This window comes from Rhizobium sp. BK418, from assembly GCF_004341105.1.
In the GTDB taxonomy this organism is placed as follows: Bacteria; Pseudomonadota; Alphaproteobacteria; order Rhizobiales; family Rhizobiaceae; genus Rhizobium.
This window is the reverse complement of record NZ_SLZK01000007.1, coordinates 104,413-129,454: the sequence shown is the minus strand read 5'-3', so window position 1 is coordinate 129,454 and position 25,042 is coordinate 104,413. Positions and strand designations below refer to the sequence as shown.

General features: G+C 59.5%; 25 protein-coding genes. 9 read left to right on the top strand and 16 right to left on the bottom strand.

Annotation, left to right across the window (positions count from 1 at the left end; all coding sequences use genetic code 11):
* Positions 1 to 145 precede the first annotated feature (145 nt).
* The 4 genes from EV281_RS25040 (at position 146) to EV281_RS25025 (ending at position 4,512) form a co-directional block, all read left to right on the top strand.
* Positions 146 to 1,966: a methyl-accepting chemotaxis protein gene (locus tag EV281_RS25040; RefSeq protein ID WP_132656971.1), complete on the top strand. Its 1,821-nt coding sequence runs from the start codon at positions 146 to 148 to the stop codon at positions 1,964 to 1,966.
* Between the two features lie 74 nt (positions 1,967 to 2,040).
* Positions 2,041 to 2,517 (top strand): chemotaxis protein CheW, encoded by a 477-nt coding sequence (locus tag EV281_RS25035; protein ID WP_132656970.1) that lies wholly within the window; start codon positions 2,041 to 2,043, stop codon positions 2,515 to 2,517.
* A gap of 33 nt (positions 2,518 to 2,550) precedes the next feature.
* Positions 2,551 to 3,405 (top strand): CheR family methyltransferase, encoded by an 855-nt coding sequence (locus tag EV281_RS25030; RefSeq protein WP_132656969.1) that lies wholly within the window; start codon positions 2,551 to 2,553, stop codon positions 3,403 to 3,405.
* A 9-nt stretch (positions 3,406 to 3,414) separates the two neighbouring features.
* Positions 3,415 to 4,512, top strand: coding sequence for a chemotaxis response regulator protein-glutamate methylesterase (locus EV281_RS25025; protein ID WP_132656968.1), 1,098 nt, complete (start codon positions 3,415 to 3,417; stop codon positions 4,510 to 4,512).
* Between the two features lie 55 nt (positions 4,513 to 4,567).
* Here EV281_RS25025 and EV281_RS25020 read toward each other — a convergent pair whose 3' ends face one another.
* Both EV281_RS25020 and EV281_RS25015 read right to left on the bottom strand, forming a co-directional pair.
* The gene (locus EV281_RS25020) at positions 4,568 to 5,308 is read right to left on the bottom strand and encodes a 3-oxoacyl-ACP reductase family protein (RefSeq protein ID WP_132656967.1); all 741 of its coding nucleotides are present in this window, start codon (positions 5,306 to 5,308) and stop codon (positions 4,568 to 4,570) included.
* Positions 5,309 to 5,379: 71 nt separating this feature from the next.
* Positions 5,380 to 5,958 carry a TetR/AcrR family transcriptional regulator gene (locus tag EV281_RS25015; protein ID WP_132656966.1) on the bottom strand — a complete coding sequence of 193 codons (579 nt, stop codon included), beginning with the start codon at positions 5,956 to 5,958 and terminating at the stop codon, positions 5,380 to 5,382.
* Positions 5,959 to 6,169: 211 nt separating this feature from the next.
* Between EV281_RS25015 and EV281_RS25010 the strand changes: the two genes are divergently transcribed.
* The 3 genes from EV281_RS25010 to EV281_RS25000 all read left to right on the top strand — a co-directional run bounded on the left by EV281_RS25010 (position 6,170) and on the right by EV281_RS25000 (position 9,216).
* A complete protein-coding gene (locus EV281_RS25010) occupies positions 6,170 to 6,970 on the top strand; it encodes an inositol monophosphatase family protein (RefSeq protein ID WP_132656965.1) in 801 nt (266 codons plus the stop codon).
* A 113-nt stretch (positions 6,971 to 7,083) separates the two neighbouring features.
* Positions 7,084 to 8,181 (top strand): MotA/TolQ/ExbB proton channel family protein, encoded by a 1,098-nt coding sequence (locus tag EV281_RS25005; protein ID WP_132656964.1) that lies wholly within the window; start codon positions 7,084 to 7,086, stop codon positions 8,179 to 8,181.
* Positions 8,182 to 8,184: 3 nt separating this feature from the next.
* Positions 8,185 to 9,216 (top strand): peptidoglycan -binding protein, encoded by a 1,032-nt coding sequence (locus tag EV281_RS25000; RefSeq protein ID WP_132656963.1) that lies wholly within the window; start codon positions 8,185 to 8,187, stop codon positions 9,214 to 9,216.
* On the opposite strand, the gene EV281_RS24995 is transcribed toward EV281_RS25000, so the two are convergent.
* The 5 genes from EV281_RS24995 to EV281_RS24975 form a co-directional block, all read right to left on the bottom strand.
* Entirely contained in the window at positions 9,197 to 10,447 is a 1,251-nt protein-coding gene (locus EV281_RS24995) for a DUF6596 domain-containing protein (protein ID WP_132656962.1), read from the bottom strand. The genes EV281_RS25000 and EV281_RS24995 overlap by 20 nt on opposite strands.
* 7 nt (positions 10,448 to 10,454) lie before the next feature.
* Positions 10,455 to 10,796: a YciI family protein gene (locus EV281_RS24990; RefSeq protein WP_132656961.1), complete on the bottom strand. Its 342-nt coding sequence runs from the start codon at positions 10,794 to 10,796 to the stop codon at positions 10,455 to 10,457.
* A gap of 221 nt (positions 10,797 to 11,017) precedes the next feature.
* Positions 11,018 to 11,206, bottom strand: a complete 189-nt coding sequence (locus tag EV281_RS24985; protein ID WP_132656960.1) for a YegP family protein — start codon at positions 11,204 to 11,206, stop codon at positions 11,018 to 11,020.
* A 165-nt stretch (positions 11,207 to 11,371) separates the two neighbouring features.
* A complete protein-coding gene (locus EV281_RS24980; RefSeq protein WP_132656959.1) occupies positions 11,372 to 12,361 on the bottom strand; it encodes a tripartite tricarboxylate transporter substrate binding protein in 990 nt (329 codons plus the stop codon).
* 136 nt (positions 12,362 to 12,497) lie between these two features.
* Entirely contained in the window at positions 12,498 to 14,300 is a 1,803-nt protein-coding gene (locus tag EV281_RS24975; RefSeq protein ID WP_132656958.1) for an ABC transporter transmembrane domain-containing protein, read from the bottom strand.
* A gap of 193 nt (positions 14,301 to 14,493) precedes the next feature.
* On the opposite strand from EV281_RS24975, the gene rpmE reads away from it, so the two are divergent.
* Complete coding sequence (rpmE, locus tag EV281_RS24970; protein ID WP_007826526.1) at positions 14,494 to 14,715, top strand: 50S ribosomal protein L31; 222 nt, start codon at positions 14,494 to 14,496, stop codon at positions 14,713 to 14,715.
* Positions 14,716 to 14,849: 134 nt separating this feature from the next.
* Here rpmE and EV281_RS24965 read toward each other — a convergent pair whose 3' ends face one another.
* From EV281_RS24965 to EV281_RS24955, 3 genes are all read right to left on the bottom strand, one after another.
* A complete protein-coding gene (locus EV281_RS24965; protein WP_132656957.1) occupies positions 14,850 to 15,365 on the bottom strand; it encodes a DUF1465 family protein in 516 nt (171 codons plus the stop codon).
* A 373-nt stretch (positions 15,366 to 15,738) separates the two neighbouring features.
* Positions 15,739 to 15,930: a DUF1192 domain-containing protein gene (locus EV281_RS24960; RefSeq protein WP_132656956.1), complete on the bottom strand. Its 192-nt coding sequence runs from the start codon at positions 15,928 to 15,930 to the stop codon at positions 15,739 to 15,741.
* Positions 15,931 to 16,032: 102 nt separating this feature from the next.
* The gene (locus tag EV281_RS24955; RefSeq protein ID WP_132656955.1) at positions 16,033 to 17,313 is read right to left on the bottom strand and encodes an MFS transporter; all 1,281 of its coding nucleotides are present in this window, start codon (positions 17,311 to 17,313) and stop codon (positions 16,033 to 16,035) included.
* Positions 17,314 to 17,488: 175 nt separating this feature from the next.
* Here EV281_RS24955 and EV281_RS31265 point away from each other — a divergent pair, with 175 nt between their 5' ends.
* On the top strand, positions 17,489 to 17,653 hold the full coding sequence (locus EV281_RS31265) for a hypothetical protein (RefSeq protein ID WP_165911954.1): 165 nt from the start codon (positions 17,489 to 17,491) through the stop codon (positions 17,651 to 17,653).
* Positions 17,654 to 17,662: 9 nt separating this feature from the next.
* On the opposite strand, the gene EV281_RS24950 is transcribed toward EV281_RS31265, so the two are convergent.
* The 6 genes from EV281_RS24950 to gap form a co-directional block, all read right to left on the bottom strand.
* Positions 17,663 to 18,583 carry a PhzF family phenazine biosynthesis protein gene (locus EV281_RS24950; protein WP_132656954.1) on the bottom strand — a complete coding sequence of 307 codons (921 nt, stop codon included), beginning with the start codon at positions 18,581 to 18,583 and terminating at the stop codon, positions 17,663 to 17,665.
* A gap of 158 nt (positions 18,584 to 18,741) precedes the next feature.
* The gene (locus EV281_RS24945; RefSeq protein ID WP_132656953.1) at positions 18,742 to 19,764 is read right to left on the bottom strand and encodes a class I fructose-bisphosphate aldolase; all 1,023 of its coding nucleotides are present in this window, start codon (positions 19,762 to 19,764) and stop codon (positions 18,742 to 18,744) included.
* Between the two features lie 222 nt (positions 19,765 to 19,986).
* Positions 19,987 to 21,183, bottom strand: coding sequence for a phosphoglycerate kinase (locus tag EV281_RS24940; RefSeq protein ID WP_132656952.1), 1,197 nt, complete (start codon positions 21,181 to 21,183; stop codon positions 19,987 to 19,989).
* Between the two features lie 81 nt (positions 21,184 to 21,264).
* On the bottom strand, positions 21,265 to 23,115 hold the full coding sequence (locus EV281_RS24935) for a potassium/proton antiporter (protein WP_132656951.1): 1,851 nt from the start codon (positions 23,113 to 23,115) through the stop codon (positions 21,265 to 21,267).
* Between the two features lie 268 nt (positions 23,116 to 23,383).
* A complete protein-coding gene (locus EV281_RS24930; RefSeq protein ID WP_132657243.1) occupies positions 23,384 to 23,899 on the bottom strand; it encodes a GNAT family N-acetyltransferase in 516 nt (171 codons plus the stop codon).
* A 106-nt stretch (positions 23,900 to 24,005) separates the two neighbouring features.
* Positions 24,006 to 25,016 (bottom strand): type I glyceraldehyde-3-phosphate dehydrogenase, encoded by a 1,011-nt coding sequence (gene gap / locus EV281_RS24925; protein ID WP_132656950.1) that lies wholly within the window; start codon positions 25,014 to 25,016, stop codon positions 24,006 to 24,008.
* Positions 25,017 to 25,042 lie beyond the last annotated feature (26 nt).

Genomic DNA, 25,042 nt, shown 5'->3' with positions numbered 1-25,042 from the left:
AAAGAAGAGGCCGTTGCAATCTGGCCTCTTCACAGCCGGCGATGTTGAGCCGGTCTATGTTGGCTCCGGCCGGTAACGCATGAAGCGTTTTTCATTCAGATTTGAGTTCTGCGGCACTGCCGCAATGTCCTGAAGGGGTCCAGAAATGCGCTTCACCATCAAACTGAAACTGGGACTGGTGTTCGGTTTCATTGTTCTCCTGACCTGCGCTATGGCAGGTCTTTCGATTTACAATCTCTCTTCGCTCAACGATGACATCTCGGTCATGGTTGCGGGGCCTGTCGCAAACCTTCGCGACTCTAGTGATCTTTCCGATGCCGTCATGCGCTCGATCCGAGCGGAGAAGGACGCGATCATCAATACGGATGCGACCAAGATCACCGGTTATGTCGATGAAATCTCCCAGCAGCGCGATCAGATCAAGACGCTGCAGGAACGCCTGGCCGGCTCGTCCGACCCGGATATTCGCAGTGGCATGGCCCAGTTTGCCGATCTCTATGGTAGGTGGACGTCTCTGCAGGACCGGGTCGCCGACCTTGCCAAGCAGAATACCAATGAGTCGAATGTCCAGGCCGGCGCCATATCCATGGGTGAGGGTCAACAGGTCACCATTCAGCTCCTCGCCATTCTTGAGAAGCTGAACGATACAGTAACCGGCAACGTCGCCGAAACCGACACTGCCACCAACGAACAGTATGCCCAGTCACGCAACATGCTGGTCATCATGACGATCGGCTTGATTGTTATATCCTCCGCCGCCGCCATTTGGATCCTGCTCAACATCTCGCGTGGCCTGAAGCGTGCCGTCCAGCTTGCAGATGCCGTCAGCATCGGTGACCTCGAACAGGATATCGAGCACAAGAGCAATGACGAAATCCGCGATCTGGTCAATTCGATGACCAAGATGACCGGCAATCTGCGTAACACGGCACAGATCGCCAACCAGATCTCCAACGGCGATCTGACCGTTTCTCCGAAACCTCTTTCCGAAAAGGATACGTTGGGTATCGCTCTGGAACAGATGGTCGAGCGCCTGCGCGGTGTCGTCGCCGATGCGATCGCTGCCGCAGAAAATGTCTCCGCAGGTAGTCAGGAACTGTCGGCAAGCGCTGAACAAGTCTCGCAGGGTGCGACCGAACAGGCGGCTTCGGCTGAAGAGGCTTCTGCCTCGATGGAAGAGATGGCTTCCAACATCAAGCAGAATGCCGACAATGCTGCCCAAACCGAAAAGATCGCCCGCCAGTCCGCCAAGGATGCCGAAGTCTCGGGTGAAGCGGTTTCCCGTGCCGTCCAGGCGATGCGAACCATCGCCGAGAAGATCGGCATCGTTCAGGAGATCGCCCGTCAGACCGACTTGCTTGCTCTGAATGCCGCCGTCGAGGCTGCTCGCGCCGGTGAACATGGCAAGGGCTTTGCGGTCGTCGCTTCGGAAGTCCGCAAGCTTGCCGAACGCAGCCAGTCGGCAGCCGCCGAAATCAGCGCTATGTCCGGAGATACGGTGAAGGCCGCACAGGAAGCCGGCGACATGCTCGGACGCCTGGTTCCAGATATTCGCAAGACTGCCGAACTCGTCTCCGAGATCAGTGCCGCCTGCCGCGAGCAGGATATCGGTGCGGCCCAGATCAACGAAGCGATCCAGCAACTCGACAAGGTCACCCAGCAGAATTCGGGTGCTTCGGAAGAGATGTCGGCAACATCAGAAGAACTGGCGACCCAGGCTGAGGAGTTGCAGGCCTCGATCGCCTTCTTCAAAGTCGATACGGCGGGCGATCGCCAGTCCCGGATACCGGCGGCGAAGGTCACAGTTCGCAGCGCGGCTCCGGCTGCCAGTCGAAAGCCGGCTGCCAAGAAGACCGCGGCTGCCAATTCGGTCGCCGGTCAGCAGGCACGCGCCAAGGGCTTTGCCCTCGACCTCTCCATGGGTGGCCCCGACGATGGCGACGCCGATTTCAGGGAAAGCGCCTGAGTATCAGGTCCTTCCAATATGTTAACAGGCGTCCCCGATAATGGGGGCGCCCGATTCCAACGAAAGCGCTTGATATGGCAACAACATCTCTGGAAGCTCAATTCGTGACCTTCAGCCTGGGTGAGGAGATCTTCGCCGTTCCGGTGGAGGTGGTGCGCGAAATCCTCGACTATGCGGAAGCCTTCAAGATTCCGAACGGTCCCGACTATCTGCTCGGCCTGCGCGACGTGCGTGGCCAGGGTGTTCCGACGATCGACCTGCGCCTGAAGCTCGGCATGTCGAAGACGGTGCCAACGCCGCATACACGCGTGCTGGTTCTCGACGTCCCCATGGAAAACCGCGTTCTGACGCTCGGCCTCGTCGCCGATCGCGTCTTCGAAGTGACGCCCTTTCGGCGCGACCAGATCGAAGCCGCGCCCGATATCGGCGTGCGCTGGCGGTCGGATTACATTGCCGGCGTCGTCCGCCGTGAGAACGGCTTCGTCGTCATCGTCGATCTCGCTCGGCTTCTGTCGCGCGAGGACGCCTCTGTCCTGCAATCGGCCGCCTGAGGCCCTCAACACCTTCTCGGAGCGTTGCGCGTTATGAGTATGGCAGCGGTAGAGGCCCAATTGCCGGGCGACAGGATCAGCAAGCGGAATTTCGACAAGCTTGCCCGGTTCATCTACGATTATAGCGGCATCAAGATGCCGCCGACGAAGTTGACGATGCTGGAGGGGCGTCTGCGCCGGCGTCTGCGTGCGACGCGTCACTCAAGTTTCGATGACTATTGCGATTTCCTGTTCAACGAGGGTGGTCTCGATCAGGAGACGGTCTACCTGATCGACGTCGTGACGACCAACAAGACCGATTTCTTCCGGGAGGCCAAGCATTTCGAATATATGCAGATGGTCGCCCTTCCAACGCTCGTCGATAGCGGTGTGCGAATGATCCGCACCTGGAGTTCTGCTTGCTCGACTGGTGCTGAGCCTTACACGATGGCAATGGTGCTCAACGAGTTCGCCGAGGGGCGCAATGACGTCTCCTATAACGTGCTCGCAACCGACCTTTCCACCGATGTGCTGCAAACCGCGCGCAAGGGCATTTATGCTGAGGATCTGGTCGCTCCGGTGCCGCGCGACCTGCAGAAGAAATATGTCATGGTTGCTAAGCAGCCAGGCCGTCGCGAGGTTCGGATCTCACCGAAGTTACGCAGCCGTGTCGGCTTTGCCCGCATGAATCTCATGGATGAGAAATACGCGGTCGGCGACGCGATGCATCTCATCTTTTGCCGAAACGTGCTGATTTACTTCGACAAGCAGACGCAGGCGAGTGTTCTCACCCGTCTTTGCGATTGCCTCGCCAAGGGCGGTTACATGTTTATCGGACACTCGGAATCGATCACTGGCTTCGACCTTCCCTTAAAGCAGGTTTCGAATACGGTGTTCCAGCGCATCTGAGAGGGGCTCATGGCCAAAAAAGTCCGCGTCCTCATCATCGACGATTCCGCCAGTGTGCGGCAGACGTTGACGCGAGTTCTGGAGGAAGACCCGGATATCGAGATCATGGGTGTAGCCTCGGATCCGTTCATGGCGGCACGTAAGATTCAGGAAGAAATACCTGATGTCATCACACTCGATGTCGAGATGCCGCGCATGGATGGCATCACCTTCCTGCGCAAACTCATGTCGCAGAGGCCGATCCCGGTCGTCATGTGCTCGTCGCTGACGGAGGCGGGTTCGGAAACACTGATCCAGGCGCTGGAGGCCGGTGCGGTCGATGTCATCCTGAAATCGAAGATCGGTGCAGCCGACAGTCTTGCCGACGATGCGATGCGTATCCGCGAAGTGGTCAAAAGCGCCTCGCACGCACGGCTTGCGAATGTGCGCCGCGCCGCAGCAACCATCCGTTCGGCTTCGGCGGAAGGGCCGGCCAAGAAGCTGACGGCCGATGCGATGCTGCCGCCACCAACCGGTCGGGCCATGGCGAAGACGACCGAAATGGTCGTCTGCGTCGGAGCTTCGACAGGCGGGACAGAAGCCCTGCGCGAGTTTCTGGAGGCGCTGCCAGCCAATGCGCCAGGCATGGTGATCGTCCAGCACATGCCCGAGAAATTTACCGCTGCTTTCGCCAAGCGCCTCAATGGTCTTTGCGAAGTCGAGGTCAAGGAAGCGAGCGACGGCGATCCGGTGTTGCGCGGGCACGTGCTGATAGCCCCCGGTGACAAACACATGCTGCTGGAGCGTCAGGGTGCGCGTTATTATGTGTCGGTCAAACCCGGGCCGCTGGTTTCCCGCCATCGTCCGTCGGTCGATGTGCTCTTTCGTTCCGCCGCCCGTTCGGCCGGCTCGAATGCGATGGGCATCATCATGACGGGCATGGGGGATGACGGTGCACGCGGCATGCTAGAAATGCATCAGGCCGGCGCCTATACCGTCGCGCAGGACGAAGCGACTTCCGTTGTTTTCGGCATGCCGAAGGAAGCAATCGCCAAGGGCGGCGTCGACCGCATCCTACCGCTCGATCAGATCGCCCGCGAAGTGCTGATCACACAGCAGAAATCCTGAGTTTCAGACATTGAAGAAGCAACGGCGGTGCATTGCATCGCCGGTTCTTTTTGCATCAGGCCAAATAACCGCCGTCGATCGTCAAGCTGGCGCCGGTGATGAAGGAGGCCTCGGGGCTGGCGAGATAGGCGGCGAAACTGGCAATTTCCTTGTCCTCGCCCATGCGGCCGAGCGCCATCAACTGCTTCAGTCGCTCGTGGCCGGTCTCGTCCGAGTTCATGTCCGTTGCCGTTGGGCCGGGTTGGATATTGTTGACGGTGATGCCGCGCGGACCAAGATCGCGGGCAAGGCCGCGCGTCATCGCGGCAACCGCGCCCTTCGTCATGGAATAGACTGATGAGGTCGGAAAGCCGCTTCGGTCGGCGACGATGCTGCCGATGGTGATGATGCGCCCGCCTGCCTTCATATGTCTTGCAGCCGCCTGCGTGCCGGCAAAGACGGCGCGGACATTGACCGCGAACATGCGGTCGAAATCTTCGAGAGGAAAATCCTCCACAGGGTTCAGGAGGAGGATGCCGGCGCTGTTGACGAGGATATCAATGCCGCCGAATGCCGAGACTGTCTGTTCGACCGCATCCTGAACGGCCTTCGGATCGGCGCTATCCGCCCTGATTGCGAGTGCTTTGGCGCCTTTCGCCTCGATGTCCGCGACGATGGTCTTGGCCTTGTCGCTGGAGACCGCATAAGTGAAGACAACAGTCGCACCGTCGCTGCTGAGGCGGCGGACAATCGCCGCGCCGATACCGCGCGAGCCGCCGGTCACAAGGGCAATCTTGCCGGAAAGTGGTTGAGTCATTGTGGTTTCCTTTCTTTTTTGGACTGATTGATCTATAATTGGAAATGCGGATGGTTTAGGAGTGTGTTGTCTTACCGAAGGCTTCGGATGGCGAGGCGGGCTATGCCGCGGAGTGTTTCGGGAGAGGCGCCGTTGCGGGCGCTGACCTTCATGCCCGACAGCGTCGAGCCGAGAAACTGGACTGCATCGGTTGTATCGATGTCCGTTCCAATCTCGCCTCGCCCCTGACCTTCCTCAAGAATCGTCTGTATGGCAGCGGAAAGCCGGCGGGATGCTTTATCCGTCAGCGCTGACACTTCGCTGTCCGTGCGGCCGAATTCGCAGACGGCGCTGACACCCAGGCAACCGCGGCCGGCTTCGGTCTCGGGTCGGGAGGCAAAGGCAATGAGCGTTTCCTCCAGAGCTTTCAACGGTGTTCCATCGCGCTGCAGGTCGGCCAGGAGCGCAGACACGCTATCACTGTTGTAGCGGTCGAGCGCTGCTAGGTAGAGGCTGCGCTTGTCACCGAAGGTGTCGTACATGCTTTGGCGGCTGATCTTCATTGCGGACAGCAGCGCATCCGTGGACGTGCCCTCGTAGCCATGTTCGGTAAACACGGTGATGGCGGCCTTGAGGGCAGTGTCGCGATCGAATTCCTTGTGTCTTGCCATGACCGTTAAATATGCTTTCTGGATCAATCTGTCCAGAATAAATAAGAACTGTATTTCGACGCTGCAACCCGGCCATGCGGCATTCCCCTTGAAATTTTCCCGATTTTGTGGTCTTGAGGCCGCCAATCTATGCAGCGCTGTCACTTCCGGCGTTCAGGGACACATCCCGCCCCTGACAGCGCGTCCCGTATTATCCAAGGAAAATGCCCACATGGCCCGTTCAGCTCTTCTCAATGTCATGGTTCAGGCTGCCATCAAGGCAGGCAAGTCGCTGGGGCGTGATTTTGGAGAAGTGCAGAACCTGCAGGTATCTGTGAAGGGGCCGGGCGATTTCGTCTCCAATGCCGACCGCAAGGCCGAGAAGATCGTCAAGGAAGAGCTTCTCAAGGCGCGTCCGACCTATGGTTTTCTTGGCGAGGAGAGCGAAGAGATCAAGGGTACGGACGGCGCGCATCGCTGGATCGTCGATCCGCTCGACGGCACGACCAACTTCCTGCATGGCATTCCGGCTTTTGCGGTTTCGATCGCGCTCGAGCGCAACAATGAAATTGTCGCGGGCGTGATCTTCAATCCGGCAACGGATGAGCTTTACACTGCCGAACGCGGCGGCGGCGCATTCCTGAACGACCGCCGCCTGCGTGTCGCGTCGCGGCGGGTACTCTCCGACAGCGTCATCGGCTGCGGCGTACCGCATCTCGGTCGTGGCAACCACGGCAAGTTCCTCATCGAGCTGCGTCACGTGATGGGCGAAGTCGCCGGCATCCGCCGCATGGGTGCGGTCTCGCTCGATCTTGCCTATGTCGCTGCCGGCCGTTTCGACGGCTTCTGGGAAGCGGCGCTGTCGCCTTGGGACATGGCAGCCGGGATCCTGCTCATCCGCGAAGCAGGCGGTTTTGCGACCGACTGGGACGGCGGCACCGCGATACTGGAAACGGGTGCGATCATCGCCGGTAACGAGCACATCCAGAAGGCCTTGATGGAAGTCGTCAAGCGGCCGGTTCCTACCCGCTGAGCGGTATCGGAAACAGGCTGTTGTAAAGTCCCGCTTTTCGGCGGCGCATACTTCAATTCGGCACAATGTTGATCTAGTCTCCGGCTGCAATTAGTCCGGAGGCCGAGGAACCTATGGAAAATGTGAATGTGGCCGAGTTCGGCTCGACCGAGAAGACCACGGATGGCTATGCCTACAAACTCTCCAGTCCCATGTCGTTCTTCTGGACAATGTCCTTATTCCTCATCATCGTGGGCTTCATAGCGGCGATCCTGTTCCGGCAGACGCAGACTGCCTTCATGCATAATCCAGGGCTGAACGGTCTCATCCTCGGCGTTCTTGCCGTTGGAATCATTCTCGTTTTCAACCATGTTCTGTCGCTCCGTCCTGAAGTGCGCTGGTTCAATTCTTTCCGCGCCGCTGGCAGCGTCGATAAGGTGAATCGCAATCCGCGGCTGCTCGCACCGATGCGGGCGCTGATCGGCAACCGTAAGTCCGGAGTCGCATTGTCGACCACGGCTCTGCGCTCGATTCTGGATTCCATCGCCAATCGTCTCGACGAATCACGCGACGTTTCCCGCTATCTCATCGGCCTTCTCGTCTTCCTCGGTTTGCTAGGCACTTTCTGGGGTCTTATCGGCACGATCGGCTCAATCAGCTCAGTCATCCAGTCGCTCGATGCCGGCTCGAACGGTACCGGCGATGTGCTCTCGACGCTGAAGGAAGGGCTCGCAACGCCGCTTTCCGGCATGGGCCAGGCTTTCTCGTCATCGCTGCTCGGCCTTTCGGGTTCGCTGATCCTCGGCTTCCTCGATCTGCAGGCCGGCCGCGCGCAGAACCGTTTTTACACGGAACTGGAAAACTGGCTCTCCTCCGTTACCGATGTCGGCTCGGACGTTCCGGTGCCGGCGCTCGATGCCGTCTCCGGCGGCTCGTCGGAAGATATAAAGGTGCTCTCGGAATATCTGCGAAAGGTCGCCGAAGAAGGAGGACCGGCCAGCCAGCGGTCGGTTGCGGCCATGGCGAGCCTTGCCGAAGGCATCCAGGGCCTTGTCAAGAACATGCGTAACGAGCAGCAGATGTTGCGCGACTGGATCGAGGTACAACAGGACGAGGCAAAGGCGATGCGCCGGACGCTCGACCGTCTGGCCGAGCGCATCGGTATGCAGGATCGCGGCAGCGAGAGACCGCGCGAGCGGACCAGTCAGGTTGAAAAGAGCGGAGGCAAGTAAAGGATGCCTCTTGCCCGCAACCGGCGGCACCAACGCGCGGTGGACTATTGGCCAGGCTTCGTCGATGCACTGTCGACGCTGCTCATCGCGATCATGTTCATCCTCACCGTCTTTGTCGTTGGTCAGTTCATCCTCAGCCGCGAAATCAGCGGCCGTGACGAGGTGCTGACACGCCTCAACAGCCAGATCAATGAACTCACGCAGTTGCTAGCCCTGGAAAAGGGTAGCAATCAGGATCTTCAGGATTCCGTTGCCAATCTGCAGGCTTCGCTGGCAAATGCTGAGGGCGAACGTTCACGCCTGCAGGCGCTTCTCAGTGCCGGCGCCGGCGGCCAGGATGCAGCAAAGCAGCAGATCGGAACGCTGACGCAGCAGCTCGACGAGCAGAAACAGGTGAGCGATCGGGCTTTGAGCCAGGTCGAACTTCTCAACCAGCAGATCGCCGCCCTGCGCAGCCAGATTGCTGCGGTCGAGGCAGCACTTCAGGCCTCCGAGGAAAAGGATCAGACCTCGCAGGCCAAGATCGCCGATCTCGGCCGTCGGTTGAACGTAGCGCTGGCCGCGCGCGTGCAGGAACTCAACCGTTACAGGTCGGACTTCTTCGGCCGGCTGCGGGAGATCCTCTCCGATCGCGAGAACATCCGTGTCGTCGGCGACCGTTTCGTCTTCCAGTCGGAAGTGCTGTTCCCATCCGGCGGAGCCGATCTCAATCCAGACGGTCAGGCGGAAATGGCAAAGCTTGCCGCGGCCCTGCTCGATCTCGCCAAGGAAATTCCGCCTGAGATTAACTGGGTGCTGCGCGTCGATGGGCATACGGACAATGTTGCGCTGTCGGGCACGGGCCGCTATCGCGACAACTGGGAGCTTTCATCCGCCCGTGCGATTTCGGTCGTCAAGTTCCTGATCGCCCAGGGCGTCCCGGCCGACCGGCTAGTGGCAGCAGGCTTTGGCGAATTCCAGCCGATTGCACCTGGCGATACGCCGGAAGCTCGAGCTACGAACCGCCGTATCGAACTCAAGCTGACCGAGAAATAACGGTTTCAAGCTTGCCGGTGAGGAAGTTCCTGACGGCCGGACTATCGCTCAGGCCGATCGCAATCCTGCAGGCTTCCGCACCGGCATCGTTTTCGCCGAGTTCCAAGAGCAGATGTGCGCGCACCGCCCAGTAGGGCTGGTAGCTGGCAATGGCCCGCTGCTCCAGGCTGTCCAGCATGGCGAGAGCGGAGGCCGCACCTTCTGACCTGCCGATGACGGCAGCATGGCTGACCTTTGCACCCAGTGTCGGTTTCATCGCGATCAGCGCCTGATAGAGCGTGACGAGGGCTTGCCAATCCGTTGTACCCGTCCGGCGGCGTGTGGCGTGAACAGACTGGATCGCCGCCTGGCATTGGAACGGGCCGAAACGATCGAAAGTGCCAGCCTTGCGTAGCAGCGCATCGGCTTCGGCCATCATGATTTCATTCCATCGGCCGGTTTCCTGCTCCTCAAGCGGTATGTAGGCGCCATCGATGCTTCGCCGCGCGCTGCGTCTCGCCTCGCAGTAAAGCATCAGCGAGAGCAGGCCCATGACTTCGGACTCGTCCGGCAGGATCGCCATGAGCGTACGGCCAAGCCAGATGGCTTCGCCGGTCAGGCCCATGCGGCTGTCTTCGCCGCCATCAAGTCCATCCCAGCCCAAGCCATAGGCGGCATAGATCGCCGAGAGAACGCTCGCCAGTCGCTCCGGCAGCAGGTGCTGTTCAGGAACGGCGAAGGGAATACCGGCATCGCGAATTTTCACCTTGGCCCGCACGAGCCGCTGGCTCATGGCATCCGGTGAAACGACGAAGGCCCGCGCCATGGTTTTTGCGTCGACGCCGAGCACGGTCTGGAGCATCAGCGGGGTGTGGACCGACCTGTCGATTGCCGGGTGCGTACATGCAAAAAGCAGTTTCAGCCGTTCATCGGGGAAGACGGCATTTTCAATGTTGTTCATGCGCTCTTCGGCCTCCTCGAAGGCCAGTGCAACCATTCTGCGAGCATTGTCGCGCACATTTCGATAGCGGGCGGCCTGTATGAGGTTGCGGCGGGCGGCAGTGAGCAACCAGGCCTCGGGATTGTCAGGAATGCCGCGCTCGGGCCAGGTTCGCAGTGCTGCCGTCAGTGCATCGCACAGGGCATCTTCTGCTGCCGGCACGTCGCGCGAGCGCGCAGCAAGAAAGGCGATTAGCTTGCCATAGGACTGGCGCGCCACCTTTTCAGCGGCGCGCCCTGCATCTGATGTCACAACGGCCTCACGCGATCTGCAGCCGGGGCCGTATTTCGACGGAGCCCTGTTCGGAGACGGGGACGCGTGTCGCCCATTCGAGCGCCGTATCGAGATCCGGCACCTCGATCACGTAGAAGCCGCCAAGCGATTCCTTGCCCTCCGGGTATGGACCGTCCTGCACGTCATGATCGTCGCCCTTGCGGCGCACGATCGTACCGGTCTCGGGTGGGGTTAGACCGGCACCGGCGGTCAAGATCCCGGCCTGCATCAAGGCCTTGGTATAGGCAGTCCAGCCATCGCGATATGCTGGGTCGCTGCGGCGGACAAAATCTTCTGCAGATTCACGGATGATAAGCGCGTATTGCATCGGAAACTCCTGATCCTCTGATGGCGTTTGACCGGCCGCAGCATCTAAGGCTGAAATCGCCAAAGCTGCAATGCTCCGGTGGCGCGGCTTCGGGCCGTTCCGAAACAATGAGGTTTCAGCAGTCCTCATTTCGACATCGCGGTCGAGAAAAGTTCAGGGTGCAAATGCGTGAAGGATAATAAGAAGGCGTAGGAGGCGACTGATGCCGCCTCCGCTTCCGGTCAGGCTTCCGCCTTGGTCTCGTCCACCACATCCGCGCCGGGCGAATTCTTCTTGATGGATTCAATGGCGTTCACTGCGGATGCCTTCGCTTTATAGCCCTCGGACAAGAACATGGTCTCGCCGTTCGACGCCTTGAAACGGAAGCGGAATTCACCGGCCTTGTCCTTGTAGATTTCGAATTTGTACATGGATCCCTCCTGGTATGCTGAAATCGTGCATCAGCATCCCGAAGGCTAGCCCAGAATTTTCAGGTTTTCCACTACCTTAATTAGAATTCAAGTCCGATGCGTCCAATTTGCCTCCGGTCGGGCGCATGAGATGCGGCTAATGAATGCCGCCCCCTTCCACCAAGATCACTCCATCTGAATATGGGCGCCATCGACGACCGGCTTCCATTTCGCAAGCTCGGCCTTCACATGGGCGCTGAGTTCTTCCGGCGTAGAGCCGACGATCGTCGCGCTGAATTCCTTCATCCGCTCGGCAACGGCCGGATCGGTCAGCGCTTTGTTGGCCGAGGCGTTGAGGCGGCTGACCACATCGGCCGGCGTGTTGGCCGGCGCAAAGAGCGCGTTCCACGTATAGGTCTCGTATCCTGGTATGCCGGATTCCGCGACGGTCGGAATATCGGGGAAGGATGGCGCGCGTTTGGCAGTCGTCACGGCCAAAGCCCTCAGCGTACCGGCCTTGATGTGGCTCGACGAGGAGGGGAGGTTGTCGAACATGATCGGTACCTGGTTGCCAATGACATCGTTCAGCGCCGGACCAGCACCCTTATAGGGAATGTGCTGCATGTCGACGCCCGCCATGCTCTTGAAGAGCTCGCCGGACAGATGCAATGGCGTACCATTGCCGGATGAGGCGTAGCTGTATTTATCCGGATTGGCTTTCAGCAGAGCGATCAGTTCCTGCACATTCTTTACTGGCAGTTCCGGATTGACGACCAGGACGTTTGGAACGATCACGAGCAACGAGATCGGCGCGAAATCCTTTTCGGCATCATAGGGTGTCGATTTCAGGATCAGCGGGTTTAGGGCATGGGTGGCGACGGTGCCCATCAGGATCGTATAGCCATCCGGTTCGGCGCGCGCGACATTGCCGGCGCCTAGATTGCCACCGGCCCCCGCGACATTCTGCACGATGACCTGCTGGCCGAGGTCTTCAGACATTTTCTGCGCGACGATGCGGGCGACGACATCGGTCGAGCCGCCGGCGGCGAAGGGCACGACCATGGTGATCGACCGGTCCGGAAAGCTCTCGGCCAGTGCGGCCGTGCCGGCAGTGGCGGCAAGCAGGCCAAGGCCGAGCGCCAGACTGGCGCGACGGCTGATATTGGAAAACGCCATTCGAATCTCCTCCCATAGATTTCAACAGCAAGACCCCACCCACGGGCTTAGGGAGGTTAGGGCAGGTTGCAGCAAAGGCAACCGTTAGCGGGAGGTGCGCCAATGAGACTTTAGTCGCGATGTGACGCGCGGCAGCCTACTTGGCGGCGGCCAACGCATCCTCGTTTGCCGCGTCGAACTGCAGGCGGGCAAGCTTCGCATAGATACCGCCCTGGCGGATCAGGCTTTGATGCGTGCCTTCCTCCACCACGCGGCCCTGATCCATGACCAGAATGCGGTCGGCTTTGAGAACGGTGGCGAGGCGATGGGCGATGACCAGTGTGGTGCGGCCTTGCATCAGCCCGTCAAGCGCCCTTTGCACCAACGTTTCGCTCTCGGCATCAAGTGCCGAGGTGGCTTCGTCCAGCAGAAGGATAGGTGCGTTCTTCAGGATCGCACGGGCAATGGCGATACGCTGACGCTGGCCGCCGGACAAAGTGATGCCGCGTTCGCCGACCTCAGTGTCGTAACCCTTTTCCAATCGATTGATGAATTCATCGGCCTGCGCTGCGATCGCCGCTGCGCGAACCTGCTCGCGCGTGGCGCCCTGGACACCGAAGGCGATGTTGTCATGGATCGTGGCCGCGAAGATCGTGACATCCTGCGGCACGATGGCGATGCGCCGGCGCAAGGCATCCGGATCTGCCTGGCGGGCGTCGATGCCGTCGACTTTCACGCTGCCCTGTTGCGGATCATAGAAGCGCAGCAGGAGCGAGAAGACCGTGCTCTTGCCGGCGCCGGATGGGCCGACGATCGCGACCGTTTCTCCCGGCAGGACGGCAAAATCAAGGCCGTGCAGGGCCGATTTTCCGGGACGGGACGGATAGGCGAAGTGGACGCCGCCGAATTCCACGCGGCCCTGGGCAGGCGAGGGAAACGGTTGCGGGTTTGCGGGAGCGGCGATCGGTGAAACCTCGTCCAGAAGCTCGGTCAGCCGGTCGGCTGCGCCCGCCGCCTGCGAAAGCTCACCCCAGACTTCCGACAAAGCGCCGAGTGAGCCCGCAGCGATGACGGCATAGAGCAAGAATTGACCGAGCGTACCGGCTGAAAGCGTACCGGCGAGAACGCTATGGGCGCCAAACCAAAGGATGGCGACGACGCTGCCGAAGATGAGGGTAATGGCAATACCCGTCAGCAACGCGCGCGACGAGACGGCCGAGCGTGCAGCTTGATAGGCGGATTCGACCGCCGAGCCATAGCGGTCGGCTGCGGCAGTCTCGGCGTTGAAGGCCTGGACAGTGCGGGTTGCGCCAATTGTTTCACTGGCGAAAGCAGAAGCCTCCGCCAGCGTATCCTGCGCAGCGCGGGAGCGCTTGCGCACGGAGCGGCCGCCACCAACCAGAGGAAAGACGATGACAGGGATCGCGACGATGACGAGGCTGGAAAGCTTCGGCGAGGTGACGATCATCATGCCGAGCGCACCGATACAGAGGATCAGGTTGCGGAGTGCCACGGAAGCCGTCGCGCCGACGGCGGATTTGATCTGCGTCGTATCGGCCGTCAGCCGAGAAACGATCTCGCCCGACTGGTTGATGTCGAAGAAGGAAGGCGACAGCCGCGTGACGTGTGAAAAGACGTCGCGGCGCAGGTCGGAAACGATCCGCTCGCCGATCGTGATGACGAAGTAGTAGCGCATGGCGCTGGCGACGGCGAGCACGATGGCCATGATCATCAGCATGGCGAAATAGCCGTTGATGAAGCTGCCGTCTGCCTGCGTGAAGCCGTGGTCGATCATCCGGCGCACGGCAAGCGGTATGGCAAGCGAGGTGATGGCGGCAAGAGCCAGCGCAATCAGAGCGCCTGCGACCATGCCGCGATAGCGTGCCACATAGGGGCCTAATCTGCCGAGCGGTCTTAACGAACGCGACTTCTTCTCCCCAAGCTCTGCCTGCTCTGCCAAATCGTCTCCGATCGCCTTCAAAGACCGCGTATTGCGGCTCCTTGGCCCTTGTTATCCCGGCGCCCTTCATGTATAGGCACCGCATCCTAATGGGAAGCCGTAGCCTTCACGACTGCGGCTTCATTTATTCAATCGGTTCTTTCGCCGCAACTGTCTGCGGCAAATTGAACCCCGGCATCGCAGGAAGATTGTCATGAAGGAAGGCATCCATCCCGACTACCACGTCATCAAGGTAGTCATGACCGATGGCACCGAGTACGAAACCCGCTCGACCTGGGGTTCGGAAGGCGCTGTCATGAACCTCGAAATCGACTCCAAGTCGCACCCGGCCTGGACAGGCGGCAACCAGCAGCTCATGGATCGTGGCGGTCGTGTTTCGAAGTTCAACAAGCGTTTCGGCGGCCTCGGCCTCTAATTCGTTTCCGTTCGACGGAATTTGGAAAAGCCCGGCTTCAAGTCGGGCTTTTTGTTTTTCGGGTCCGTACTCTGAGCAAACAAAAAACCGGCCGCGTCGCCGCAGCCGATTTCACCAAAGTCTGTAATGTCAGATCAGTTGTTGCCGAAGGCCGTCTGCAGCAGGGAGAGCTGGGCCTGGACGCTGTTCTGGTTATCCGGAACGATCGTTGCTTCGGCCGGGCGATAGATTTCGCGGTCGAGCAGGGCGACGCGGTTCTGCAGGCGGAGCGAACGTTCGACGAGATCGCGGAAGGATTCCGGAAGATCGCCCCAGCCTGGAGCGTTGCGGTCGACATTGAAGCCGTCGAGGCGAACCTTGTTCTTTTCGGCCAGAACCTGATCGCGGGACATTTCACCATTGTTGACGGCGCGCTGCAGCAGCAGCCAGGAGGCCATCTGCATGAGGCGGGTGGTCAGGCGCATCGATTCAGCCGCGTAGAGAACCGAGGCCATGCGCGGCAGCACCTTTGAGGCTGCGCGGCCCTGGCCGTCGAGGTAGGATGCGGTTTCTTCGACCAGTGACATGCCTTCGGCATACAGCGTCTTGAACTGCGAGGATGCGGCGGCGCGGCCCGCAAAACTGATTGTGTTCAATCCAAGTTCCGACATCTAAAGAATCCCTGTTGCACGCATCTACTATCAGGTAACGCCGGTTTCCGCGGAAAAGTTTCCGAGGCCGGTCTTTATGATTTCAAGATGGTATCTTTAGCCTAAATGCGCAAGGCGTTTCTTAAGAAAAGGTTAATCTCCACAGTTTCGTGGAAAGGAGTAGGGCAGCGCAAAAAGAAGAGCCGCAAAAGCGGCTCTCAAGGTAAAACAGGGAGAAAAATCAGACCAATTCACCGCTTGGAAAACTGTCTGAGGTCCAGAAGAAACTGGACGGTATGAGTAATATCTCATAAAGCTTAATTTTTTATTAATATCGTCCCAATTTAAGACTTGGCGAAAGTAATTTCGAAGCAATAATTGGTCTTTCACAGTTTTATGATCGGAAAAGATTTTCCGCGGCTAATCGACCAGAAGCCTTCTTGGCCGTTTCGGCTTCGAGCCGCTCGATCTCGGTTTTCAAGAGTTCCACACGCGCCTTCAACTCGTCGACCGAAAGCATGGAGAGATCGGAGCCGATCTCATGGGCGATCTTCTTCTGCGGCCTGTCGTCATCTATGAAGCTCATTGTCGCTCCTCCTTTAAAGCGTGCTGTGATCTACCGATCCGCCTCCATGCATATCGTTTATCGCAAAACCGCTGCACAGTTTGCGCGAGATGCTTCAGTTCGTCAGCCGAACTTTACAGCAGGATCACCGCTTTCGGGAGACTTGCTAGAGGCGCGATCGGCAAGCGACATGCTTTGCGGTGTGAGCGTCGGCGATGTCGCCGTCGGGATCGTCGTATAGGCATCGCGGTCGCTTACGGGAACGGCGGCGCGGATGCGGCTTCTGATGACGGCGTAGGCGGTGACCAGAAGGTGGGCAAGCGCGGTTACCAGGAAGAGCGCGTGCGGGCTGATGAGGGACATGACCGGGCCGCCGATCGTTGGGCCGATGACGGTGCCGATGCCGTAGAGAAGGAGCAGTCCGCCCGAAACCTTCACGAAATCCTCAGATGCGGCGAAGTCGTTCGCATGGGCGACCGCGATCGGATAGAGCGTATTGGCGACGGCGCCGTAGAGGATGACGAGACCGATCAGGAAAACCGGCGAAGAGGGGTGCAGCAGGAAAATCAGCAGGCCGGCAAGGGCCGCGATGGCCGACATGGCAGCCAGCACATAACGGCGGTCGACACGGTCGGAGAGGCGCCCGGCCGGAAGCTGCATGATGGCACCGGCAAAGATGGTGGCGCTCATCATCACCGCAATCAATGTGTCGGAGAGACCGGCACCTGCGCCGAACACAGCGCCGAGCGTACCATAGGCACCATTGGCGATACCGACAAGAAGGATGCCCAGGCAGGAGACGGGCGAATTGCGATAAAGGGCCGGCAGGTCAAGCTTCACCGCCTTCAGCGGTTGCGGCGAAGCGGCGGTCGACAGCGTCGTCGGCAGCATGGCGATGCAATAAAAAATGCCGCAGATCATGAAGAGCGCCGGCGTGCGCACGTCTTCCAGCGGGATCATCAGCTGACCGCCTACGACGCCGAGCAGGGTGATGCCGATATAAAGCGAGAAGATCGCGCCGCGGCTTTCATTGTTCGCCCGCTCGTTCAGCCAACTTTCGATGATCATCGATGTGCCGGCGGTTGAGAAACCGGTGACGGCACGCAGGACGACCCACCAGACCGGGTCGATGATGATGCCGCTCACAAGTGCGATGATGGCGATAATGGCGATGAAGCCGGAGAAGGCGCGCACATGGCCGACACGCCGTACCATCTTCGGCGCGATGAGGCAGCCGATGACGAAGCCCGCTGCCCAGGATGTGCCGAGCAGGCCGAGCGTCGTCGTTGCATAACCTTCGAGATTTCCGCGCACGGGAAGCAGAATGCCCTGCAATCCGTTGCCCATGAAAAGGAAGAGCGTGCCAAAGAGCAGCGCGGCGACGGACAGCAGATTTCTTGTCATATCCCCAGACTCGGCGTGTTCGCTTTGAAAAAGGACATAAGGCAAGACCTGTATCTGCCCAGTCCATAAGAATGTTGATTGTGCCCCGGAATGCCTTTACGGCGTGTAGATATTCTCTGTTCGCGTGAAAAAATGTCCGTCCTGTGACATTCTGATAGATGGAAAAAATAAAGCCATGACAAAGTTGATAGCATTGCTGCTCATCCTTGCCATGGCGATCCAGGTCATCAAGCCGCTGGGTTATCCGGGACTGCGCCGCCGGATGGATTTCTGGAAGATCGCGTTGATTGCCTTTGCCATCTGGGCGGTGGCGCTGCTGGCGCGCGACTTTGTAGTGTGATGTCTACGTTCAGTCCCGTAGGATGATTTCGCCCTTCATAACAGGCACGCAGCTTCCGGAGATTCTCACGTCGGTGACGGTGCCGGCTTTCTTGACGACATCGAGCTCAATGATACTGCGTCGACCCATTTCGACGCCCTGTTCGATCGTTACATGCTGGCTGATGTTAGCCTCCGGCAGCAGCGAAACGAGATAGGCGGAAAGAGCGGCCGATGCGCTGCCGGTCGCCGGATCCTCGATGACATTGTCCAGCGGCGCGAACATGCGGGCGCGGATTTTCCACGGCGTGGCCGCGGGTCGGACGTAGAGGAACAGGGAGAAATCATGGCTGCCGGTCGTGGTCTTGGCCGCCGCCTGAAAGCCATTGATATTCGGGCTTGCCGCAGCAAGGGCCTCAAGGCTTTCGAGCTCTGTAACAGCGAAGTTCAGACCGACCGACGCAAAGACCGGGGCATGGGTGCTTTTGCGGATTGAGGCCGGATCAATGGAAACGCAGCTTGCAATGACTGATTCGGGTATCGTCTCTCCTGTGTGAAGCGGCCGTGGAGCGCGGATGGTTGCAGCGGTGACGCGGCCTTCGCTGCGTTGCAAGGCCACTTCCACGAGACCGGCCTTCTCCTCGAACCGCAGCGTATCGCCGATGGCACGGCCGAAGATTTCGCTCTGCTGGCCGAGAACACAGGCGGTGCCGACATTGGGATGCCCGGCGAACGGTACTTCCATCGTCGGTGTGAAGATGCGCACTCTTGCAGAATTTTCGGGGTTCTCCGGCGGGAGCACGAAGGTGACTTCGGAATAGCCGAATTCAGCGGCGATCTGTTGCATTGCCGCATCGCCGAGGCCCCTTGCGTCGGCCATGACCGCAAGCGGATTGCCCTCGAAGCGGGTTGAGGTGAAGACGTCGACGGTGATGTAAGAGAGACTGTTCATGGCGGCTCCGATGGTTGACGTGCCATGATTAGCGAGGCCGGCGGTTACGGCGAACGATTATCTTGTCGCCGTGACAAATCGTAGTGGCGATACATACGCATAAAATAAAACAGGCGGCGAAGATGCTCGCCGCCTGCGTGTTTCGATGCTCAAGAAGCTTATGCAGCCTTTTCGAGCTCGGCCTTCCAATTGCCCTTGGCGGCGAGGCTGTTCATCTCAGCGCGATGCGTGAACTCGCGCTGGCCGGCGGCGACGTTTTCCTGCTTGCCGTTCCAAGTCTTGAGCGCGCTATCCTGCAGGGCGCGGCCATAGGAGAAGGTGACGAGCCAGGGCAGGTCATAGCCGTTAATGGCGGAGAGGTGAGCGGTCGCTTCTTCGGTTGTCTGGCCGCCGGAGAGGAAGGCGATGCCTGGGACGGCAGACGGAACCGTGCGCTTCAGGAGCTGCACCGTGCGCTCGGCGACTTCGGCTACGGAAGCCTTGCGGGCATTCTTGCCGTCGATGACCATGTTTGGCTTGAGGATCATGCCTTCGAGGCTGACACGCGCTTCAGCCAATTCCTCGAAGACGATGCGCAGCGTGGATTCGGTCACTTCTGCGCAGCGGTCGATATTGTGGTTGCCCGGCTTGCCATCCATCAGGCATTCCGGCTCGACGATCGGCACGATCCTGGCTTCCTGGCAGAGTGCCGCATAGCGGGCCAGCGCCTGAGCGTTCGCGCGCACGGAACCGCGGGTTGGCAGGGTCTCAGAGATGGCGATCACACCGCGCCACTTGGCAAAGCGGGCGCCGGCTTCGTAATATTTGGCAAGGCGGTCTGCGAGGCCGTCGAGACCTTCGGTGATGGTTTCGCCTGGGAATTTGGCCATCGGCTTGGCACCGATATCGACCTTGATGCCCGGAATGCTGTCGGCGGCCTTGATAATGTCGACGAAAGGCGTGCCGTCGGCTGCCTTCTGATACAGCGTTTCCTCATAAAGGATGACGCCGGAAATGTACTTCTTCATTGCATCTTCCGATCGGAAGAGCATCTCGCGATAATCGCGGCGGCTGGTTTCGGTCGATTCAAGATTGATCGTATCGAAACGCTTCTTGATGGTGGAGGTCGATTCGTCGGCTGCAAGCAGGCCCCGACCGCCAGCAACCATCTTCACTGCAATTTCTTCCAGTCGTTCGCTCATCACGTTCTCTCCACAATAAAAACCCAGCGGGATTAGTAATATAGATCCCGGATAACAGAAGTTTATAGGGAGAAAAATGGAGGGCTAAGTCACTGAAACGATTGAAATGATTTCAATCGTTTGAAAGTTTGAGAATTTTTTCTCATTTTGAGCAAAAGACCGCGGAGGCGGAGTGGCTTCCACGGTCTATCTTTCTGGAATTCCTGCGTAATCGGACTTCGATCAGCGGGAAAGGACGGCTACACCCGGCAGCTCCTTGCCTTCCATCCATTCGAGGAAGGCGCCGCCTGCGGTCGAGACATAGGTAAATTCCTCGGCAACGCCGGCGTGATTGAGGGCAGAGACCGTGTCACCGCCGCCTGCGACTGACGTAAGCTTGCCGGTCTTGGTGCGCTCGGCTGCATATTTTGCGGCGGCGACGGTGGCGGCATCGAAAGGCTCGATCTCAAAAGCGCCGAGCGGGCCGTTCCAGACGAGCGTGGTGGCGCGCTCGATCCATGCCTTGACGGCCTCAACGGACTTCGGGCCGACATCGAGGACCATGGCATCGGCCGGAATGGCGTCGATGGAGACGGTCTCGTTGGCAGCACCTGCCTTAAATTCGCGGGCGACGACGCCGTCTTCCGGCAGAACGATTGCACAGCCGGCGGTGGCGGCTTCGATCATGATCTGCTTGGCGGTCTCGGCAAGATCATGCTCGCAGAGCGACTTGCCGACATTGGTGCCACGGGCGGCGATGAAGGTGTTGGCCATGCCGCCGCCGATGACGAGCGCATCGACTTTCTTCACGAGGTTCATCAGGAGGTCGATCTTGGTCGAGACCTTGGCGCCGCCGACGATGGCGACGACCGGACGGATCGGGTTTCCAAGGCCCTTTTCCAGTGCTTCAAGCTCTGCCTGCATGGTGCGGCCGGCATAGGCCGGCAGGTGATGAGCAAGGCCTTCAGTGGAGGAGTGGGCGCGGTGAGCCGCGGAGAAGGCGTCGTTCACATAGATATCGCCGTTTGCGGCGAGCGCCTTGGTGAAATCAGGATCGTTCTTTTCCTCGCCCTTGTGGAAGCGGGTGTTTTCCAGGAGCAGGATATCGCCGTTGTTCATCTTTGCGATGGCGGAGGCCGCTGCCTCTCCGATGCAGTCGGATGCCGTCAGCACGGCGTGGTCAAGTACCTGTTCGACGGACGGGGCAACCAGCGAAAGCGAGAATTCTGCCGAGGGACCGTCCTTCGGGCGGCCGAAATGGGCGAGCAGAATGACCTTGGCGCCCTTTTTCGACAGTTCGAGGATCGTCGGCGCGACGCGCTCGATGCGGGTTGTGTCCGTGACCTTGCCATCCTTGACAGGAACGTTGAGATCGACGCGGACGAGAACGCGCTTGCCGGCGATGTCGTTGAGGTCGTCGAGAGTTTTGAAAGCTGCCATGGGAGGATCCGTTCGTGGTTGGCGAAAGTTGCGCAGACCATAGCAAGGATCGGAGGAGACGCAAGGCAGCGGGTCGCCGTTTTAGCGTGGGCTTTCGTCTCGCGCTGGCGCACTTTCCGCCCTGGCTGCCTCATGTTTCCGGCGGCCTTTCACACGGTCGCGGATGCGCTGAATAATATCACGCAGATTGATGAAGATCGGCAGCGTGGTGGCGGGCTCGACAGCCTCCAGCGACATGCCCACAGAGGTAATGTGATCCTGGTCGTCGAGATCGCGAACGATGAGGATGAGCGAGCCGAGGCGGACACGATCGGCATAATCTGCCTTGCCGCCGAGGCGCTGTTTCATCAGCTCGGCGATCGTCAATCCCTTTTCGGATTCGTTCAGGAGACCGGGACCATAGGCGGCGTCGAGATCGGCAGCGGGACGGGCCGGTGAGAGCGCGAAGGCGCCGAAGAACTCCGCATCGTCCTCATCTACGGGTGCGCGGCTGGCGAAGAGGCGGTCGAGCAGGCGCGAGTAACTGGGGGCGATGAAGAGGTAGACGAGATCGTTTTCCCTGAGGCGGCCGGCATATTGATAGCGCATCGACTTGCCGTCGCGGATCACGAGCGAGGGCGCAGCCCAACGCGGGATGCGCTCGCCGCGAAGCACTGGGCTATCCTTGATGACACGATAGGACAACAGCTCGTGGTTGGCAGCGCCCGGCAAGTCGACCTCCACCTTATCGACAGCGCCGATACGCGGCGGGATAATGAGGCCGAGGCGCTTGGCAAGTGGTTTGATCGTCCAGCCCTGTACGAGCAGCGAGGCGAGTACAATGATAAAGGCGGTGTTGAAATAGATCTGGCTGTGCTGCAGCCCGCCGAGGATCGGCATGATGGCAAGCAGGATGGACACGGCGCCGCGCAGACCGACCCAGGCGACGAAGCCGATTTCCTGTTGCGTATAATCGAAGGGCAGCAACGACAGCCAAACAGCGAGCGGTCGGGCAACGAAGATCAGGAAGAGCGCCAGCAGGATGGCCGGCACGATAATGACCGGAAACTGCGAGGGTGTCGCCAGCAGGCCGAGCACGAGAAACATGATGATCTGGGCGAGCCAGGTCATGCCGTCCTGGAAGCGTTTGATGGTGCCGATCGCCTGCATCTTGCGGTTTCCGGCATAGATACCGGCGACATAGACGGCAAGGAAGCCGCTGCCGCCGACGGCACCGGTGAAGGCGAAGACGAGCAAGGCAAGCGCCAGCACGAAGATAGGCGTGAGGCCGCGATCCATTTCCAGCCGGCCCGCGATCAACACGATCATCATGCCACCGAGCAGGCCGAGGATGACGCCAAGGCCCATTTGCTGGATAAACATGGCAAGCAAGCCGATATTGATCCCGGCGTAACGTTCGCCGCTGGCGAGAACCTCGACCAGCGCGATGGTGAGGAAGATTGCCATCGGGTCGTTGGTGCCGGATTCGACTTCGAGGGTGGAGCGCACCTTGTCACGGATGTTGATTCCTCCGATGCGCAGCAGGAAGAAGACGGCAGCGGCGTCCGTGGAGGCGACGATCGAGCCAAGCAACATGCCTTCGAGCCAGCTGAAATGCAGCAGCCAGCGGGCGGCAAAGGCGAAGAGTGCTGCCGTCAACAGCACGCCGACCGATGCGAGAGTCAACGAGGGTACCGCCGCGATGCGGAAAGCCTGCATCGGCGTCCCGAAACCGGAATCGAAAAGGATGATCGCAAGGGCGATGGAGCCCAGAACATAGGCAAGATAGTTGTTGCTGAATTCGATGCCGAGACCATCGACGCCGGCAGCAAGGCCGATCATCAGGAAGAGCAGCAGGAGGGGGGCACCGAAGCGGAAAGCCAGCAGGCTTGAAAAGGCTGCAAGAAGCACGAGTGCCGTTGCGACAAGCACCACGATGTAAAACGCTTCCATGCCCACCCCTTTCGCTTCATCACGCGATCTTGAAGCCGCCCCGGCCTGTCCCTTTTGCCCTCCGCGTCCAAAACGATCCATTAGTAAACGGCAAAATGCAGCAGAAGGGTAGGCCCTGCGGCTTAACCTCGGCTTGCACTGCTGCATCATGCTGCTGGACGACCCTTGAGAGGAGGGACAGTGAAGGATGCTATGGGAAAAAGTCTCTATAAAGAATGTATAAGCAAATCAGGCGAGAGCAGGGCGAACAGACGGGACGCCGCACTTTTTATCGATGAGGCGACTGGAGGCCGCTCCAATCCTTCTGCACCTCATATCGCTTCTGAATTCTATCCATCAGCGTACCATCCTTAAGCGGCACCTTTTCGATCGTATTGTAGGTGCGGAAGCCCATTTTTTCGTAGTAGGCGAGACCGCCAGTATTATCGGCGCGGATTGTCGCGTTGATGAATTCGATATTGCGCTCTTTAGCAACGGCAAGAGTTGCCGCGAAAAGTGCGGTTCCGGCGCCTGGTATCTTTGGGTTCTGCCGCGCAAACGTCGCGATATCGGCCCAGCCCTTCGGTGGGTTTCCGTAGAGGCTCAGGGACTGAAAACCGGCGAGGCCAGAACTGCTCTCGGCGACATGGCATGTCAGAGGCCATTCGCCTGTTATGAACCAATCGGCCAGTTCCTCCGGCGAAAGAGGCGTCTCGATTGCGGTTGTGCCGCCGATTGCGATGATCTCGTTGAGAATTTCGGAAAGTTCCCGGGCGTCGGCCGGATCAGCCTTTCGAATATTCAGATGCACTATTTTCTGCTCTTTCGACCCGAATCAGCGAAGGTTGGACACGGTTCCTCAAAACAAAACGGCCCGGTTTCCCAGGCCGTTTTTCAATCTACCGTCAAGCTCAGATAAGCTTGGCGAAGGCTACAGCCGTGTCGGACATCCGGCTGGAGAAGCCCCATTCATTGTCGTACCAGGACAGGACGCGCACGAAGTTGCCTTCCATAACCTTCGTCTGATCGGTTGCGAAGATGGAGGAGTGGCTGTCGTGGTTGAAATCACGCGAAACGAGCGGTTCGTCGGTGTAGCCGAGGATGCCCTTCAGCTTGCCGTTCGAGGCAGCCTTGATCGCTTCGTTGATTTCGCCGACCGTCGTGGCTTTCTTGGAGACGAACTTGAAGTCGACGACCGAAACGTTCGGGGTCGGAACGCGGATGGACGTACCATCGAGCTTGCCCTTGAGGTGCGGCAGCACGAGGCCGACGGCCTTTGCAGCGCCCGTCGAGGTCGGGATCATCGAAAGCGCAGCGGCGCGGGCGCGATACAGGTCCTTGTGCATCGTGTCGAGCGTCGGTTGGTCTCCGGTGTAGGAGTGGATGGTCGTCATGAAGCCGTGGTCGATGCCGACGGCGTCATCGAGAACCTTGACGACAGGGACCAGGCAGTTCGTTGTGCAGGAGGCGTTGGAGATAACCATGTGCTCCTTGGTGAGCTGGTCATGGTTGACGCCGAAGACGACGGTCAGGTCAGCGCCGTCGGCAGGAGCCGAAACGATGACGCGCTTGGCGCCAGCCGTCAGGTGAGCGGCAGCCTTGTCGCGAGCGGTGAAGATGCCCGTGCATTCCATCGCGATGTCGACGCCCAGTTCCCGATGGGGAAGGGTTGCCGGATCCTTGATCGCAGTAACCTTGATTGGCTTGCCGTTGCCGACGATGATCGTGTCGCCTTCGACCTTCACTTCGGCAGGGAACTTGCCATGGATAGAGTCGTAGCGGAGCAGGTGAGCGTTGGTCTCGACCGGGCCGAGGTCGTTGATGGCGACGACTTCGATGTCGGTGCGGCCGGATTCGACGATGGCGCGAAGAACGTTACGGCCGATACGTCCAAAACCGTTGATGGCAACCTTGACTGTCATGTGCATTCACTCCCTAGAGGTGGGGC

Excerpts from the sequence above, each read along its gene's own strand:
- EV281_RS24985 (WP_132656960.1), bottom strand. The coding sequence starts at position 11,206 with ATGTACAAATTCGAAATCTACAAGGACAAGGCCGGTGAATTCCGCTTC.
- EV281_RS24935 (WP_132656951.1), bottom strand. The coding sequence starts at position 23,115 with ATGGAAGCGTTTTACATCGTGGTGCTTGTCGCAACGGCACTCGTGCTT.
- EV281_RS24950 (WP_132656954.1), bottom strand. The coding sequence starts at position 18,583 with ATGAACAGTCTCTCTTACATCACCGTCGACGTCTTCACCTCAACCCGC.
- rpmE (WP_007826526.1), top strand. The coding sequence starts at position 14,494 with ATGAAGGAAGGCATCCATCCCGACTACCACGTCATCAAGGTAGTCATG.
- EV281_RS24965 (WP_132656957.1), bottom strand. The coding sequence starts at position 15,365 with ATGTCGGAACTTGGATTGAACACAATCAGTTTTGCGGGCCGCGCCGCC.
- EV281_RS31265 (WP_165911954.1), top strand. The coding sequence starts at position 17,489 with ATGACAAAGTTGATAGCATTGCTGCTCATCCTTGCCATGGCGATCCAG.
- EV281_RS25005 (WP_132656964.1), top strand. The coding sequence starts at position 7,084 with ATGGAAAATGTGAATGTGGCCGAGTTCGGCTCGACCGAGAAGACCACG.
- EV281_RS24945 (WP_132656953.1), bottom strand. The coding sequence starts at position 19,764 with ATGAGCGAACGACTGGAAGAAATTGCAGTGAAGATGGTTGCTGGCGGT.
- EV281_RS25025 (WP_132656968.1), top strand. The coding sequence starts at position 3,415 with ATGGCCAAAAAAGTCCGCGTCCTCATCATCGACGATTCCGCCAGTGTG.
- EV281_RS25035 (WP_132656970.1), top strand. The coding sequence starts at position 2,041 with ATGGCAACAACATCTCTGGAAGCTCAATTCGTGACCTTCAGCCTGGGT.
- EV281_RS24940 (WP_132656952.1), bottom strand. The coding sequence starts at position 21,183 with ATGGCAGCTTTCAAAACTCTCGACGACCTCAACGACATCGCCGGCAAG.
- EV281_RS25000 (WP_132656963.1), top strand. The coding sequence starts at position 8,185 with ATGCCTCTTGCCCGCAACCGGCGGCACCAACGCGCGGTGGACTATTGG.
- EV281_RS24960 (WP_132656956.1), bottom strand. The coding sequence starts at position 15,930 with ATGAGCTTCATAGATGACGACAGGCCGCAGAAGAAGATCGCCCATGAG.
- EV281_RS24990 (WP_132656961.1), bottom strand. The coding sequence starts at position 10,796 with ATGCAATACGCGCTTATCATCCGTGAATCTGCAGAAGATTTTGTCCGC.
- gap (WP_132656950.1), bottom strand. The coding sequence starts at position 25,016 with ATGACAGTCAAGGTTGCCATCAACGGTTTTGGACGTATCGGCCGTAAC.
- EV281_RS25020 (WP_132656967.1), bottom strand. The coding sequence starts at position 5,308 with ATGACTCAACCACTTTCCGGCAAGATTGCCCTTGTGACCGGCGGCTCG.
- EV281_RS25030 (WP_132656969.1), top strand. The coding sequence starts at position 2,551 with ATGAGTATGGCAGCGGTAGAGGCCCAATTGCCGGGCGACAGGATCAGC.
- EV281_RS24980 (WP_132656959.1), bottom strand. The coding sequence starts at position 12,361 with ATGGCGTTTTCCAATATCAGCCGTCGCGCCAGTCTGGCGCTCGGCCTT.
- EV281_RS25010 (WP_132656965.1), top strand. The coding sequence starts at position 6,170 with ATGGCCCGTTCAGCTCTTCTCAATGTCATGGTTCAGGCTGCCATCAAG.
- EV281_RS25040 (WP_132656971.1), top strand. The coding sequence starts at position 146 with ATGCGCTTCACCATCAAACTGAAACTGGGACTGGTGTTCGGTTTCATT.
- EV281_RS24955 (WP_132656955.1), bottom strand. The coding sequence starts at position 17,313 with ATGACAAGAAATCTGCTGTCCGTCGCCGCGCTGCTCTTTGGCACGCTC.
- EV281_RS25015 (WP_132656966.1), bottom strand. The coding sequence starts at position 5,958 with ATGGCAAGACACAAGGAATTCGATCGCGACACTGCCCTCAAGGCCGCC.